The organism is Brevundimonas sp. TWP2-3-4b2 (assembly GCF_049897345.1).
Classification (GTDB): Bacteria; Pseudomonadota; Alphaproteobacteria; order Caulobacterales; family Caulobacteraceae; genus Brevundimonas.
Genome location: NZ_JAFCWB010000002.1, coordinates 539826 through 555362, shown reverse-complemented (window position 1 = coordinate 555362; position 15537 = coordinate 539826). Strand labels below are relative to the sequence as shown.

The following is a 15537-nucleotide window of genomic DNA, read 5'->3' as shown; positions in this document are numbered from 1 at the left end:
AACGGCCCTTTGCCTTGTCGCTGAGTCCGGCTTGGACTACGCCGGATGCTGGATTTCCGCGCTCCGTCAAGAAGAGCACGGGCCAGGGATCAGGAAACGCCGCGGTCGCCGTCATTGACGGGGCTCCGGCCCATGTCGGGGAGCGACCATGCGCCTAACCAACCTTCTTCGTACCACCGTGTCGGCCGCCGTCGTCGGTGCCTGCGCCTTCGGCTTCGCCGGGGTGGCTTCGGCCCAGTCGACGCCGCAGGACGCGCCGACCACCATCGACGACATCATCGTCACCGCCCAGAAGCGCGAGCAGAACCTGCAGGACGTGCCGATCGTGGTCACCAGCCTGTCGCAGGAAATGCTGGAGAACGCCGGTGTCCGTGACATCAAGGACCTGCAGATCCTGACCCCCGGCCTGACGGTCACCTCGACCTCGACGGAAGCCTCGACCACCGCCCGTATCCGCGGCGTCGGCACGGTCGGTGACAACCCCGGCCTGGAAAGCTCGGTCGGCGTCGTCATCGACGGCGTCTATCGTTCGCGCAACTCGGTCGGCTTCGGCGATCTGGGTGAACTGTCGCGCATTGAAGTGCTGAAGGGTCCGCAAGGCACGCTGTTTGGCAAGAACACCTCGGCCGGCGTTATCAACATCATCACCGAAGCCCCGTCGTTCACGCCCGGCTTCAACGCCCAGGTGGACGTCGGCAACTACGGCCGCATGGGTGCCTCGGGTTCGGTGACCGGCCCGATCAGCGACAAGCTGGCGTTCCGTCTGTACGCGGGCCGCAACGTCCGCGACGGCTTCATGAACATCGACCGGGGTGACGGCCAGCGCCCTGAAGCGACCGACAACAACTCCGACTACGGCACCGTTCGTGGCCAGTTGCTCTGGCTGCCGAACGACAACACCTCGGTGCGTCTGATCGCCGACTACAGCGCCCGTGACGAGTTCTGCTGCGTGGGCGTCAACATCCGCACCGCCAACACCTATCCCTTCGTCGACGGTCTCTCGACCGGCACGGGCCAGCGTCCGCCGGCCGCGGGTAACGGTCCGCTGCCGTTCTCGCGCAATGCGTTCGCCAACCGGTCCACGGCCCAGGAGATCGAAGACAAGGGTGTCTCGATCGAAGCCAACTTCGACATGCCGTCGATGTTCGGTGGTGCCACCCTGACGTCGATCACCTCGGCGCGTCGCTGGACGACCTCGAACGGCCAGGACGCTGATTTCAGCGGTGCCGACTTCGCCTACCGCGTCCAGGACGGAGACTTCAGCGTTGCCATCGACAACCTGACCCAGGAATTCCGTTTGGCCGGCAAGACCGACCGGCTGGACTGGCTGGTCGGTGTGTTCGGGACCCAGGAAGACATCGAGCGTCGTGACAGCTTCTACCTCGGCGATGACTACACCCCGCTGCTGTCGTTCCTGCTGTCGGCTTCGCTGAACGCGTCCGTCCCGGCGTTCCCGATCAGCCCGTCGACGATCGGCTGCTACACCCGCGTCGCTCAGACCTCGCCGGGCTTCCAGGGTTGCCTCGCCAGCGGTGGTGCCGTCGGCGGCGGCGGTATCGGCTTCACCGTCGGTCAGACCTTCGAAGACGTCTACAATCAGGAATCCACCTCGTTCGCGATCTTCACGAACAACACCTTCAAGGTGACCGAGGCCTTCGATATCACCCTCGGCCTGCGCTACACGATGGACGACAAGAGCCTTGAGGGCCAACAGCGCAACACCAACAACAGCGGCAACACCTGCAACGCCGCCCTGGCCAACGCGACTGCCATCAGCGGTGTTCTGGGTGCCTCGACGTCCAGCATCCTCGGCCGCTTCTGCCTGCCGTGGACCAACTCGGCCTATGCCAACCGCAACATCTCGGAATCGTTCGACGACGGCGAACTGACCGGAACGGTGAAGGCGGCCTACCGTATCAGCCCGGAAGTCATGTTCTATGCGTCGGCGGCTCGCGGCTACAAGAGCTTCGGCTACAACCTCGACCGCGTGCAGAACGGCATCACGCCGAAAGCCTCGACCCTGTTCCCCTCGGAAGTGGTCGACAGCTACGAAGCCGGCGTGAAGATGACGCTGCTGAACCGTACCCTGCTGCTGAACGCTACCTACTTCGACCAGACGTTCGACAACTTCCAGCTCAACACCTTCCTCGGCACCGCCTTCGTGGTGGAATCGATCCCCGAACTGACCTCGCGCGGCGTCGACGCCGACATGGTCTGGTTCACGCCGATCGAGGGCCTGAGCTTCCAGGGCGGCGTCACCTATACCGACGCCCAGTACGGCAACTTCACCGCTGCTGACCTGGTGACGCCGGGCAACTTCCCGCAGCTTTCGCTGCTGCCGGGTGCCCGCGCCTCGTTCGCACCTGAGTGGTCGGGCAGCCTGGCGATGAACTTCCAGCGCAACCTGGGCAATGGTCTGCGTGGCGGGTTCAGCCTCGCCGGCAAATATATGTCGGACTACAACACCGGTTCGGACCTGCTGCCCTACAAGCAACAGGATGCCTTCACCACGCTCAACGCGCGCATCACCCTCGGCACCGAGGACGAGCGCTGGACGGGCGAGTTCTGGGTCCAGAACCTGACCGACGAAGAGTACGTCCAGGTCGCCTACAATGCCTTCCTGCAAGGCAGCGCCTTCCAGACGACCGTCCAGGCGGCCGGAAGCAACCCGGGCACCTTCTACGACGCGGCGAAGGACACCCAGACCTACAACGCCTTCCTCGGCGCGCCGCGCACCTACGGTGCGACCCTGCGCTTCAAATACTAGACCGCACGCCGCAAGGCGGACGGATCAGCCGGCCGGGGGCAACCCCGGCCGGTTTTGTTTTGTCCGGCGGACGGTGGCTCCGGGGCGATGTTCAATCGACACACAGCAGAGCCACTGATCGTCCATCAGACAGCGTCTTTCCGGGGCCGCGGAGCGGAACCCGGACTCCAGGGGACCGGACTCGACACGGGATCACGGGGCGGGCGGCGGCGTCCGGACTCCGGGATTCTTGTCGCGGCTATGCCGGTCCCGGCCCCGCAATGATGCGGCAGGGCAGGCGGGGTATCGATGTCTGAATGTCGAATGCACCGGGTTACGTCCGTTCGCGCGACGTCCGGTCGGGGCTCTGACCGGGGCCACCGCGGTGGCAGCCAGTCGTTCCGACGCATCCGCCCTGATCTGGCGCAGAACCCTTGAGGCGGGTCGCTGAAGACGGCCCGCCTCATGGGTTCTGCGCCTGAACCGACCGGCACCCTGCCGGTGGCCGCCGGCTACTCCGCCGGCAGATCTTCGGCTGGATGCTGGTGATGGAAGCGACGGGCCATGACCCGCTCCAGCCGGGTCTTGATGCCGTCGATCAGGCTGAACACCACCGGAACGAACAGCAGGCTCAGGCCGGTTGAGGTGATCAGGCCACCGATCACCGCAATGGCCATCGGCGACCGGAACGCCGTGCCCTCGCCGATGGCGGCCGCGATCGGCAGCATGCCCAGGCCCATGGCCATGGTGGTCATGATGATCGGCCGCGCCCGCTTGTGCGCAGAGTCCATCAGGGCCTCGCGGCGCGCCATGCCGTCTCTCATGGCGATGATGGCGTAATCGACCAGCAGGATGGAGTTCTTGGCGGCAATACCGGTCAGCATGATCATGCCGATCAGCGCCGGCATGGACATGGACTTGCCGGTGAGCCAGAGCGCCAGGAAGGCCCCTCCGAACGACATCGGCAGGGCCGCCAGAATGGTGATCGGGTGCAGGAAGCTGCCGAACAACAGCACCAGCACGACGTACATCAGCACGATACCGGTCAGGATCGCGAAGCCGAAGCCCACGCCGAGTTCCTGGAAGCTTTCCGCGTCCCCGGAGGGCTGCTGCGAAACCCCGTCCGGCAGCGCGCGCATGGTCGGGAGCTGGTTGATCTCCGTCGTCATCTCGCCAAGGGTCCTGCCGGCCAGCTCGGCGGTGATATTGGCCACCCGACGCCGGTCCAGCCGGTCGATCTGGTTGGGGCCGGCCCCGAAGGTGACGTCGGCGACGGAAGACAGCGGCACCACGCCGCCCGAGCTGGTCGGCACCTTCAGGTTCTCGATCACGCCCAGATCGCTGCGATAGGCTTCGTCCAGCATGACCCGGATCGGCACCTGACGGTCGCCGAGGTTGAATTTCGGCAGCAGCTGGTCTGCGTCACCCAGGGTGGCGACGCGGGCGACCTGGCTGATGGTCTGGGCCGACACGCCCTGAAGGGCCGCGATATCGGCCTTGGGCGTGATCAGGATTTCCGGACGCACCAGAGCCGAGGACGACACCACATTGGCCAGGCCGGGCAGTTCACGCATCTCGCGTTCGACCCGTGCCGCCAACCGTTCCAGGGTGGCGGGGTTGTCGCCGACCAGGGCGACGCTGATCAGGCCGGAGCCGCCGCCGGCAACGCCGAACTGGATTCGGGCCCCCGGCACGCTCTTCATCTCCTGGCCGATTTCGCGCTCGAACTCCTGCTGGGTCAGCTTCCGGTCCCAGCGGCTGACCAGGTTGACGGTCATATTGGCCTTGCGAACCTCGCCGGCGCTGCCTCCACCGCCGGGCCCGAAACTGACCGTCGCCGAGCCGACCGACGAGAACACCGACGCGACTTCAGGCCGGGCGTCCAGCAGGGCGGTGATGCGGCCGACCGTCTGGTCGGTCTCCTGCAGTGTGGTCCCCGGCGGCAACTGGACCGTGATGTAGGAACGCCCGACGTCTTCCACCGGAATAAACTCTCCCGGCAGCTTGGTCACCAGGAAGCCCGAGAAGGCGAAGAACAGTGCGCCCATGCCGATGACCCACAGCCGGTGATCCAGCAGGCGGAAGACGATCTTGCGTCGCACCCAGCTGCCGCGACCCGAGGCATGGTCTTCGTGGAGGGCCGGTGACGCGGAGCTGCTCAGGCACCAAGACAGCCACCCCAGGAACGGGGTCATCCAGAACGGATCCTTGTGTTCCTTGCCCTGGTCGCGCTTCAGCATATAGGCGCACATCAGGGGGGTCAGGGTCCGTGCCACCAGCAGTGAGAACAGAACGCTGACGCAGGTTGCGATGGCGAAGGATTTGAAGAACTGGCCCACCACGCCCGGCATGAAGCCGGTCGGTGCAAACACCGCGACGAGGGTGGCCGTGGTGGCCAGCACCGCCAGGCCGATCTCGTCGGCGGCCTCGATCGATGCCGGATAGGGAGCCTTGCCCTGGCGGATATGGCGAACGATGTTCTCGATTTCGACGATCGCATCATCGACCAGGATCCCGACGGTCAGTGACAGGGCCAGTAGCGTGACAATGTTGAGCGACTGGTTGGTCAGGTCCATCACCCAGAAGGTCGGGATCAGCGACAGGGGCATGGCAACGGCGGTGATCAGCGTGGCCCGCCAGTCCCGCAGGAACAGAAACACCACGACGATGGCCAGCAGGGCCCCGAGCAGCAGCGCCTCGACCGAGGCGTGGAAATTGTTGATGACGTCCGAGGTGCTGTCGGAGATCACCTCGAAGGTGACGTCCGGCCGTTCCTCGTCGAGCGCCTCGATGGCCTTGATGGAATTCTTGTAGACGTCGACCTCGCTGGAACCGATCGAGCGGATCACGCCGAAGCCGACAACTTCCTGGCCGTTGAAACGGGCCCGTCCGCGGGCTTCGGACCATTCGTCGGTGATCTCGCCCAGATCATCGAGGCGCACGGTCCGTGACCCGACCGGGATCAGGGTCTCGCGCAACTGTTCGACGGTGCGGGCCGAACCGACGGTCCGGATCGCCTGTTCCTCGCCACCGACTTCGCCGCGACCGCCCGGCAGGTTGACGTTCGAGGCGCGCAACTGGCTGGAGACCCCTGCGGCGGTGACGCCGGCGGCTTCCAGGCGGTCGGGGTCCAGCTTGATGCGGATCTCGCGATTGACCCCGCCGTCGCGGTTGATCTGGCTGACCCCGGATACCGAGAGCAGCCGTTTTGACACCGTGTTGTCGACGAACCAGCTCAGCTCCTCGGGGCTCATCGCCGGAGCGCGCACCACGTAGTTGATGATCGACTGACCCGTGAACTCGACCCGCTGGATGATCGGTTCCTGGACGTCGGCCGGCAGGTTCTGGCGAATTCCGGAGATGGAGTTGCGGACGTCGTTGGTCGCCTTCTCGAGGTCGACGCCGAGTTCGAACTCGATCGTGGTCGTCGAGACGCTGTCGCTGACGGTGGAATTGATTTTCTTCACCCGCCCCAGGCTGGCGACGGAATCCTCGACCAGGCGCGTGACCTGGGTTTCCAGCTCGGTCGGCGCCGCGCCCGGCTGGATCACCGACACCACGACGACCGGCAGGGCGATGTCCGGGAAGTTGTTGGTCCGCAAGTTGAAATAGCTGATCAGCCCGGCCATCGTCAGGACGATGAACAGCAGCACGATCGGGATCGGGTTCCGGATCGACCAGGACGAGATATTCTGAAAGCCCATGGTGCGGCCCCTAGTTTCGGGTCGCGGCGGGTTGGCCGGAGGCGGGCGTAGCCGTTCCGACCGTGACCAGATCACCCTCGCCGAGGAAGCCGGCTCCGTTGATCACGACGCGCTGCCCGGCCTGGATCGCGCCCGTGACGGCGATCAGCTGGCCGGCGCGCGCGCCGGTGCCGACGGTGACAAAGCGCACCGCATCGTTGCGCCCGATGACATAGACGCCGGCCTTGCCTTCACGGAAGACGATGGCTGCGGCCGGGACCACCAGGGCCGGGCTGGCTCCCACATCGATCTCGGCGCGGGCAAAGTTGCCGGCCTTCAGCCCGCTGCCGGATGGCAGCGTCACACGCGCCACGCCCAGTCGCGTCTGGGCATCGACCTCGGGCGTGACGATCCGGACCGTGCCGGTGCTGCGGCCCTGTTCGGCGCTGATCAGTGCCGTCTGCCCCGCGCGGATCAGCGGCAGGTCGGTTTCAGGGATCTGGGCGTCCAGCTCCAGCCGGCCGTCGCGAACAATGCGGAACAGTTCGGTTCCGGCGCTCACGATCTGACCGCGCGTGACGTTGCGGCTGATCACCTGACCCGAAACCGGGGCCCGGACGGTGGCCTGTGACAGGCGGGTCCGGGTCTCGGACAGCGAGGCCTGGGCGGCCGCGACGTTCGCTTGAGACGACCGCTGATTGGCGAGGGCCGTATCCAGCGACGCCTGGCTGAGGAAACCGCGCCCCTTCAGTTCCTCGGCCCGCGCCAGCGCCGCCGTGTCTCGCGCGAGGTTGGCCCGGGCGGATTCCACACCCGCCTCCTGCTGCCGCATCTGGGCCCTCAGCAGGGCGTCGTTCATCTGCACCAGCGGCTGGCCCTGGCGGACGAAGCGTCCCTCGTCCACATAGACCGCCGTGGCCACCATCCCGCCTGCCTCGGCGCCGACCGGCACCTCTTCCCACGGCGAGACGGTCCCTGACGCGGTCACCACGCGGGGCAGGGCCGTCAGCACGATCGTCGCGGCCGTCACGGTCTGTCGCGACCTGGGGGCCGCCGAAGCGTCCTTCTTGTCGCCGCCGCCGCAGCTGGCCAGCGCCAGTGCAGTCACTACGGCCAGCACCATACCCAGAGCGGGTTTCGCAATCGCCACGTCGTTATCCCCTGTAGAGACCCGGGCGGGAGAACCCGGGCCGCGCCTGTCCGGACGCGGACAGGCAAGCCGTAGGCGGCTTCTTATCGCTTAAGCCGTCCAGTCTCAAACGGGAGATCGGCTTGTTAACCGGAAGTAATGCCGGGGGCCCGTCGGGCGAGAGGGGTTCGCCTCTGCGGGAAAATTGCTTTAGAGGCGCGAGCCATGACGACCCCTCCCATCGACCGCATCCGCAACTTCAGTGTGGTGGCCCACATTGACCACGGCAAATCCACCCTGTCCGACCGCCTGATCCAGGTGACCGGCGGCCTGACCGCACGCGAAATGTCGGCGCAGGTTCTTGATAATATGGATATCGAGAAGGAGCGGGGGATCACCATCAAGGCGCAGACCGTGCGCCTGAACTACAAGGCCCGCGACGGGCTCGACTATGTCCTGAACCTGATGGACACGCCGGGGCACGTCGACTTTGCCTATGAGGTGTCGCGCTCATTGGCCGCATGCGAGGGCAGCCTGCTGGTGGTCGATGCGTCGCAGGGGGTCGAGGCGCAAACGCTTGCCAATGTCTATCAGGCCATCGACAACAACCACGAGATCGTCCCCGTCCTCAACAAGATCGACCTGCCCGCCGCCGAGCCCGAGCGGGTGCGCCAGCAGATCGAAGACGTCATCGGCATCGACGCCTCCGAGGCCGTCCTGTGCAGCGCCAAGTCCGGCATCGGCATCGAGGAGGTGCTCGAGGCCATCGTGACCCGCCTGCCGGCCCCCAAGGGCGATCCGAACGCGCCGCTGAAGGCCCTGCTGGTCGACGCCTGGTACGACCCCTACCTCGGCGTCGTGGTGCTGGTCCGCGTCTTTGACGGCACGCTCAAGGCCGGCCAGCGCGTCAAGATGATGCAGCACGGCTCGACCCATCTGGTCGACCGCGTCGGCGTCTTCCTGCCCAAGAACACCCCGGTCGACCAGCTCGGCCCCGGCGAGATCGGCTTCTTCACCGCCCAGATCAAGGAGGTGGCCGACGCCGCCGTCGGCGACACCATCACCGACGAGAAAAAGCCCACCGCCGAGGCCCTCAAGGGCTTCAAGGACGTCCAGTCCGTGGTCTTCTGCGGCCTGTTCCCGGTCGACGCCGCCGATTTCGAGGACCTCCGCGCCGCCATCGGCCGCCTGCGCCTGAACGACGCCAGCTTCACCTTCGAGATGGAGTCCAGCGCCGCCCTCGGCTTCGGCTTCCGCTGCGGCTTCCTCGGCCTGCTGCACCTCGAGATCATCCAGGAGCGGCTCAGCCGCGAGTTCAACCTCGACCTGATCGCGACCGCCCCCTCGGTGGTCTACAAGATCGGCCTGCGCGACGGCACCGAGATCGAGCTGCACAATCCGGCCGACCTGCCCGACGTGATGCAGATCATGGAAATCAGCGAGCCGTGGATCAAGGCGACCATCCTGACCCCCGACGAATACCTCGGCGGCGTCATCAAGCTTTGCCAGGACCGCCGCGGCTCACAGGTCGAACTGTCCTACGTCGGCAGCCGCGCCCTGGTGATCTATGAGCTGCCGCTGAACGAGGTCGTCTTCGACTTCTACGACCGGCTGAAATCCATCTCCAAGGGCTATGCCAGCTTCGATTACGAGCTGACCGACTACAAGGTCGGCGACCTGGTCAAGATGAGCATCCTGGTCAATGCCGAGCCCGTCGACGCCCTGTCCATGCTGGTCCACCGCGGCCGGGCCGAGACGCGCGGCCGGGGCATGGTCGAGAAGATGAAGGAGCTGATCCCGCCCCATCTGTTCGTCATCCCCATCCAGGCGGCCATCGGCGGCAAGATCATAGCGCGCGAGACGGTCAGGGCGTTGCGCAAGGACGTGACGTCGAAATGCTATGGCGGCGACGCGACCCGCAAGAAGAAGCTGCTGGAGAAGCAGAAGGCCGGCAAGAAGCGCATGCGCCAGTTCGGCAAGGTCGAGATCCCGCAGGAGGCGTTCATCGCCGCGCTGAAGATGGATGACGATTGAGGGGGGATATGGCGTCAGTCGCCCACTGTATGTTTAGCGGCGAGCCCGTATCAAATGACGAGCATATAATTCCGAAATGGATGCAGCGTCGGTACAATCTCGCCAATCAAACCTATCACCTACCAAACGGATCAAAGATTGCCTATCGCAACGCCAAGGTTCCGGTAGCTGAAGAACACAACTCGAAATTCAGCGAAATTGAAGGACGAATTTCAGACGGTTCAGCGTCACTAAAAGATATATACTTGTGGGCTTTTCAAATTCACATTGGGTTGATCTATAAAGATTCTGCTCTCAAAGTTGATATAAAGAATCCCGGAGCTGAGACATTCTGGAATGTCGATGATTTTGATGAAGAGATTCAGATATTCCGGCAGCTTTACAGCGCGTGGCGCGGCGGCCTGAACATCGAACCAAAGCCGTTTGGTTCAGTTTTCGTCTTGGACGCCGTCACGCCAGAGGACGATTTCGACTTCATTCACGACCTCCGATCAGGTCATCTGTTCTTCCAGCTTGGTCACCAGATCGTCTTCGTGTCTCTCTGGGATCAGTGCGATGGAATGATCTCGAATATACCGGATGTGATCGAGGGCTATCGTGCGTTTGTTTCGAGTTTGCCTTTAGAAGAGCGGCAAACGAGGGCCTACGTTGGTCAGCGAGTGTGGGCCTGCGAAGCCGCCTACGTTCTCTATCGCAGTCGCCGCCAACTCATTCTGATCAAGGGTGAGAACGCTCTCTCCGCCGTGCCCAAACTAGGCCCGCCGCGGGTCAGGCCGCCTCAAGAAGCTGAACTCGCCTCGTTCTGCCGAACGTTTGGGCTTCGTCTCGTGCGTTTTGGCGGAGAAGTTGGCAACGCGTTCGAGTCTTATCAGCCGGACTAAGCAAACCGCCTATGTAGCTGAGGGCGGCAACGGCTGAGTCGTGCCGGGCGGATTGGCTACCGGCTGGGAACCACTACATGATCCAGCGGGGCTATCGCGACGCTAAGCTGTCAGACCTGATCAGTGCTGCGGGGTAATGCCGGGTGCAAGCCGGCACGCGTGTGGCGACGAGGTCCCGAACACGCGTAGGGCCGGTGCCAAGACGGCCGTCAGAACGTCGCGCGCCAAGTGTCTGCCGTGAGCCGAACGAATGATTCAAGGGGGGGCTGAATACAGAAGATGCCGGGCGTCTTGTCGAGGTCGTGCAATCTGTAGAGCCGCCAAATATCAGGCTCCTCCTCGCAGACGGCTCGCTCGGTCCGGGTGAGGAAGAATGGGGTGGTTTTCGAGCCGTTGGTCGTCTTGACCTCGATCTTCCTGGGCTCGCCGTCAGTGCTGAAGCTAAGGATGTCGTAGCCGACGCCATCGCCCTTTTCCTGTGAGGTCCACTCGACCTTTTCAGCGAACTTGGAGCCGGCCTCCGTCAGGAGCCTTTTTTCGCGGTGATAGACGAGCTTCTCGCCAAGATAGCCAAGGCGGCGGTTCTGATAGTCCCGCTCAGCGTGATTGTACTTACGGGCAATGCGCTCCATCGCGGCTTTCGGCGGAGCGGGGGGTGGTCCCAACGGCGGCGGGGAGTCCTCTGATAGATGCATATCTACGTCGATAAGCTTTGCTGCGACAGTGTCATCAAGCCATTCGGGATGACGATCTAGGTAGCGCTGAACCGCATCGGCGAGCGGGATTTGGAAATGATCGTTAGGCGCGAAGCCTTCCATCCATTCCATGTCGAGACCGTCGAGCACCCCCGAGATATTCATCCGCTTCCGCTCGATGGATCCCTTGGTTCGGGCCGTAAGAGTCTGGAGTTCTCGATTTCGTTCGAGACGGTTGATCTTTTCGCCTGCCAAAAGCCTGCCGAACATATCGAAATAGTCGGCGACGATCAGGTCGTTCTGCCAGTCGGTCCAATCGATCCGAGGTTCGGGTGGGATTGTCATGCAGAGCCTCAAGCATAGCGAGGGGCAAGGCTAGCCTGTGAATCCCTAGAATCGGAAGCCCAAGTTCGCCGTCAGCAGGATCGTCACGATCCCTTGTGCGAAAACGCAGAGAGCGAGCGCGATCACCATTAGGGCTTCTTGCCAATCGCGCTTCATCTCCGCCCCTCCACCTGTTCAATGAATTCTCGCCGGTGCTTGTTGAACCAGCGGACCCGGAACCACGCTTCCTCACCCTCGAACTCCGGGAACTCACCGGGGCTCACGAAGGCCAAAGCGGGACCGGGCTTCCCGTCGTAAGTCATGGTGCAGTAGACGGTCCCAGTGCCGTCATGAGGCAGTAAGCGATGGCGGGCGAGGTGGACTGTTCGGATGTCAGGCATCCAAAACAGTTCTGGTTTTGTTCACGAAAAGTCAACGTGGTCACCCCTTGATCCACAGATCACTTTTAGACAACCTATCCTGGTATTTTGTTAGCGGCTATGAGCCAGTTTGTGCGCGCCTCGAAAGACCGGGGCGCAGAGAACGGGCGCGAACAAGTGAACTATTTGGCGACGGGGCGGAGGCTCTCGGTCATGCGGGTGCTGATCGCCTGCGAGTACAGCGGGATCGTCCGCAACGCCTTTCTCGACCTCGGCCATGATGCGTGGTCGTGCGATTTGCTGCCGAGCGAAGACGGGTCGAACCGCCATATCGTCGGGGATGCGCGCGATCTTTTGAATGATGGGTGGGACCTGCTGATGGTCGCCCATCCGCCCTGTACCCGGCTGTGCAATTCCGGCGTTCGGTGGCTGACCGTGCCGCCGCGCGGAAAGACAGTGGAGCAGATGTGGGCGGACTTGGACGAGGGCGCGTCGCTGTTCTCGGACTTCTGGAACGCACCGATCGATCGCATCGCGATCGAGAACCCGGTGATGCACCGGCACGCCAAAACCCGGATCGTCAATTTTGAGGACTTCGCCCAGAGCATCCAGCCTTGGCAATTCGGTCACGGCGAGACCAAGCGGACCTGTCTGTGGCTGAAGAATCTGCCGCCGTTGGTGCCGACCGATATAGTCAGTGGACGCGATCCCCGGGTTCACCACATGCCGCCGTCCCCGGACCTCTGGAAAGAACGCTCCCGCTTCTATCCGGGCATCGCCAAGGCGATGGCTGAACAATGGTCCGAGGTCGCGATGGCAGAGGCGGCGTAAGGCCGGGACCCAGCGGCGCCGGAGGCGATCTGTTCAGGCAGGGTGTCCGCGACGGCTTCGCGCTCTCGCGCGCCGCTGGGTTCCGGGTCTTCGCTGCGCTCCGCCCGGAATGACGACAGGGGAGGGTGACGCTCCGCTGACAATCCGCGAACCTGTAGTCGGGATGGCGCGAAAATCCCCCGCCCTTCCAACGCCCTGACGATTTCTCAAACGGAATCATTCGTCGCCCTCAGACCGCCCCTATAATTCCCGCATCCCGTCGGTGGGGAGGGCGTCGGATCCACGTTCTCGATGGCGGCGGGCTGTGGTCGAGCGATGGAGCCCGGGGGATGGATACTCCGGGGGTCCTTGAGGACGTCGATGGATGGCGTCCACCTGCTCGCCGCGCGCTTCCCGTGCGGGCTGCTGACGGCGCATTCGCCGTCATGTCCGCCGCGCGTCGTTGCCTGCAAGGGCTTCGGCGTGATCCGGCGAGGTCCGAAGTCAGGGCCGCCAACCGGAGGGCGCGTGGAAAACGGCCGCGCGGGGCGATCTGTCTCGTCGAAACGGTACAAACACATAGCACCGGGCGAGGCCCGGTCGCCCCGCGCCCTCCCCACCCGCTTGTCCGCAAGCGGCGAAGAGTCATGCGCCAAACCTCTCCCTCCCCCCCTGGGGGAGGGTCGTCGGCGCGAAGCGACGACGGGGTGGGGAGGGCTCGGCGAAACCAGCGCCGGTGCTCGCCTCGCCAAAGCGCCCCCACCCGGTCGCTTCGCGACCACCCTCCCCCGGGCGGGGGAGGGAGACCGAAAGGACCTGCCATGAAATCCCGCCTCGAGAGCCGCGCCCGTCGCGCCGTGCCGCCCGCGCGGAAGGCACCGCAAGAGGCGCGGCCCAAGCGCCCCGAGGCCGTGGCGGCGCGGCTGTTCGACGGGATCGAAGGGATCGAAATCGCGTTGTCGGGCGATCTGGAGGCGCTGGCGAGGCTGGCCACCGTGACCTCGGGCCGGGCGATGACCGGGCGGCTCTGGAGCGAAGCCAGGGCGCTGGCGGGGCTGGCCGAGAGTTATGCGCGGCTGGGCGAGCGGGCGGCGGACGGGCGGGGTGGGGGCGGGTCGATCGCGACGATCGATCTGGGGCTGCTGCTGGAGATCATCGTCGATCCGGACGGGGCGGTGACGAAGCGGTTCGAGCGCAAGGACGAGGGGGCGAACGATCCGGACGCGGCCCTGAAGGCGCACTACTGGGACTATCAGGCCGCGCGGCATCGGGCGGTGGGGAACAACACCCGCGAGCTGATGATGCGGGCCGTCTATGCCGAGAAGCGGCTGGGCGAACTGGGGCATCCGGCGCGGGTGAACGTGACCGACGTCGAGATCGAGGGCTGGGTGCGGGACTGGCTGTCGGCACCGCCGAGCGAGGCCAATCTGGACCGGCGGACGAAGCTGGGCGAATGGCCGTGGCGCTGAGTTTTCCGGCCCCCGTCCAAGGCCATCGGGGCTTCGGATTTTTCGGTGTAGCGTTTGCGGGCGGGCGTGTAACCCTGTGGGCCTCCGCGTCGTAGATGAAGTCGAACGTGCTCGATCGGGAAACGCAACTCAAAGCCCTGATGCTGAAAGGCCTCGACGGCGACGCGCGGGCCTGGCGCGTGCTGTTGTCGGATCTGGCCGCGCATCTGCGGCCGTTTTTCAAACGTCGCCTCTTCCACGGAGAGAGCGATGCGGAGGACCTTGTGCAGGAGACCCTGATCGCCATTCACGGAAAGCGCGCGACGTGGGATCGCGGCCAGCCGTTCACGGCCTGGGCCTTCACCATCGCCCGCCACAAGCTGATCGACCACCTGCGCCGGCAGGGGCGGCGGCTGACTGAGCCGCTGGACGACGCCGCCGAGCTGATCGCGGACCATACGGTCGAGGACGGGGCGGCGCGCCGCGACCTGTCGCGCGTGCTGTCGATCCTGCCGGCCCGTCAGCGGGCCCTGATCCACGACGTCAAGGTGCAGGGGCTGAGCATGGCCGAGGCGGCCGAGCGGCACGGCTATTCCGTCGCCGCCGCCAAGGTCAGCATCCACCGCAGCTTCAAGACCCTGACCGGGCGGTTCGCCGACGGGACGAAAGGGGCCGGTCATGAAGACGGATGACCTGATCACCGGGCTGGCGCTGGACCTTGAGCCGACGCGGCGGGGGCAGCTGGAGCTGCGGCTGCTGGGCTTCATGCTGCCGGCGGCGGCGATGGTGATGGTCGGCATCCTCGCCGGGATGGGCCTGCGGTCCGATCTGGCGGCGGCGGTCGCGGGGCCGACCTTCTGGCTCAAGGCGGCCTATACGATGGCCCTGGGGGCGACGGGCTTCTGGATGCTGGACCGGCTGGGACGGCCGGGGCGGTCTGCGCGCGGTCCGATCGTGCTGCTGGCGCTGATCGTCGGGGTGGCTGTAGCCTGCGCCGGGATCGAGCTGGCGCTGGCGGCGCCCGCGGACCGGATGGGGCTGATGATGGGGGTCTCGGCCCTGGTCTGCCCGGTCTACATCCTGGGCCTGTTTGCCATGAGCGCGCCGTTCATCTTCTTTGCCGCGCGCCGGTTTGCGCCCGTGCGGCCGGGCGCGGCGGGGGCGGCGGCCGGGCTGGTCTCGGCCGGGCTGGCGACGACGCTGTACGGCCTACACTGCCCGGAATACACGGCGGCCTTTGTGGCCCTCTGGTACAGTCTGGGGATCGCCCTGTCGGTCGGCGCCGGGGCCCTGATCGGCAAGGTCGCCTTCCGCTGGTAGGCGCGTGAACGCTTTGTCATGCGGTGACCGGTTGTGATGGCGCGCGCACCGGGGCATGGTTCTCGAAACCGTCTGGGGGAACTGGCG

The 15537-nt window shown here is 65.0% G+C and carries 10 protein-coding genes; 7 read left to right on the top strand and 3 right to left on the bottom strand.

Annotated features, from left to right (window positions below; all coding sequences use genetic code 11):
- The first annotated feature begins 148 nt into the window (after nt 1-148).
- Nucleotides 149-2767 carry a TonB-dependent receptor gene (locus tag ACP7AS_RS06320; RefSeq protein WP_426028004.1) on the top strand — a complete coding sequence of 873 codons (2619 nt, stop codon included), beginning with the start codon at nt 149-151 and terminating at the stop codon, nt 2765-2767.
- A gap of 491 nt (nt 2768-3258) precedes the next feature.
- Here ACP7AS_RS06320 and ACP7AS_RS06315 read toward each other — a convergent pair whose 3' ends face one another.
- Together ACP7AS_RS06315 and ACP7AS_RS06310 are read right to left on the bottom strand one after the other, a co-directional pair.
- Nucleotides 3259-6450 (bottom strand): efflux RND transporter permease subunit, encoded by a 3192-nt coding sequence (locus tag ACP7AS_RS06315; protein ID WP_426028003.1) that lies wholly within the window; start codon nt 6448-6450, stop codon nt 3259-3261.
- A 10-nt stretch (nt 6451-6460) separates the two neighbouring features.
- Entirely contained in the window at nt 6461-7579 is a 1119-nt protein-coding gene (locus ACP7AS_RS06310; RefSeq protein ID WP_426028002.1) for an efflux RND transporter periplasmic adaptor subunit, read from the bottom strand.
- A gap of 204 nt (nt 7580-7783) precedes the next feature.
- Here ACP7AS_RS06310 and lepA point away from each other — a divergent pair, with 204 nt between their 5' ends.
- The gene (gene lepA, locus ACP7AS_RS06305) at nt 7784-9592 is read left to right on the top strand and encodes a translation elongation factor 4 (protein ID WP_426028001.1); all 1809 of its coding nucleotides are present in this window, start codon (nt 7784-7786) and stop codon (nt 9590-9592) included.
- An 8-nt stretch (nt 9593-9600) separates the two neighbouring features.
- Nucleotides 9601-10473: a hypothetical protein gene (locus tag ACP7AS_RS06300; protein ID WP_426028000.1), complete on the top strand. Its 873-nt coding sequence runs from the start codon at nt 9601-9603 to the stop codon at nt 10471-10473.
- A gap of 209 nt (nt 10474-10682) precedes the next feature.
- Here the strand turns inward: ACP7AS_RS06300 and ACP7AS_RS06295 are convergent, their stop codons facing one another.
- A complete protein-coding gene (locus tag ACP7AS_RS06295) occupies nt 10683-11513 on the bottom strand; it encodes a DUF3883 domain-containing protein (RefSeq protein WP_426027999.1) in 831 nt (276 codons plus the stop codon).
- Between the two features lie 479 nt (nt 11514-11992).
- Here ACP7AS_RS06295 and ACP7AS_RS06290 point away from each other — a divergent pair, with 479 nt between their 5' ends.
- The 4 genes from ACP7AS_RS06290 (at nt 11993) to ACP7AS_RS06275 (ending at nt 15450) form a co-directional block, all read left to right on the top strand.
- On the top strand, nt 11993-12703 hold the full coding sequence (locus tag ACP7AS_RS06290; RefSeq protein ID WP_426027998.1) for a hypothetical protein: 711 nt from the start codon (nt 11993-11995) through the stop codon (nt 12701-12703).
- 800 nt (nt 12704-13503) lie between these two features.
- Nucleotides 13504-14151: a hypothetical protein gene (locus ACP7AS_RS06285; protein ID WP_426027997.1), complete on the top strand. Its 648-nt coding sequence runs from the start codon at nt 13504-13506 to the stop codon at nt 14149-14151.
- 107 nt (nt 14152-14258) lie between these two features.
- Nucleotides 14259-14822 (top strand): sigma-70 family RNA polymerase sigma factor, encoded by a 564-nt coding sequence (locus ACP7AS_RS06280; RefSeq protein ID WP_426027996.1) that lies wholly within the window; start codon nt 14259-14261, stop codon nt 14820-14822.
- Nucleotides 14809-15450 (top strand): NrsF family protein, encoded by a 642-nt coding sequence (locus ACP7AS_RS06275; RefSeq protein ID WP_426027995.1) that lies wholly within the window; start codon nt 14809-14811, stop codon nt 15448-15450. The genes ACP7AS_RS06280 and ACP7AS_RS06275 overlap by 14 nt, the downstream gene beginning before the upstream one ends.
- Nucleotides 15451-15537: the final 87 nt, after the last annotated feature.

Coding starts and splice junctions, on each gene's coding strand:
- ACP7AS_RS06320 (WP_426028004.1), top strand. CDS start 149: ATGCGCCTAACCAACCTTCTTCGTACCACCGTGTCGGCCGCCGTCGTC.
- ACP7AS_RS06315 (WP_426028003.1), bottom strand. CDS start 6,450: ATGGGCTTTCAGAATATCTCGTCCTGGTCGATCCGGAACCCGATCCCG.
- lepA (WP_426028001.1), top strand. CDS start 7,784: ATGACGACCCCTCCCATCGACCGCATCCGCAACTTCAGTGTGGTGGCC.
- ACP7AS_RS06300 (WP_426028000.1), top strand. CDS start 9,601: ATGGCGTCAGTCGCCCACTGTATGTTTAGCGGCGAGCCCGTATCAAAT.
- ACP7AS_RS06295 (WP_426027999.1), bottom strand. CDS start 11,513: ATGACAATCCCACCCGAACCTCGGATCGATTGGACCGACTGGCAGAAC.
- ACP7AS_RS06290 (WP_426027998.1), top strand. CDS start 11,993: ATGAGCCAGTTTGTGCGCGCCTCGAAAGACCGGGGCGCAGAGAACGGG.
- ACP7AS_RS06285 (WP_426027997.1), top strand. CDS start 13,504: ATGAAATCCCGCCTCGAGAGCCGCGCCCGTCGCGCCGTGCCGCCCGCG.
- ACP7AS_RS06275 (WP_426027995.1), top strand. CDS start 14,809: ATGAAGACGGATGACCTGATCACCGGGCTGGCGCTGGACCTTGAGCCG.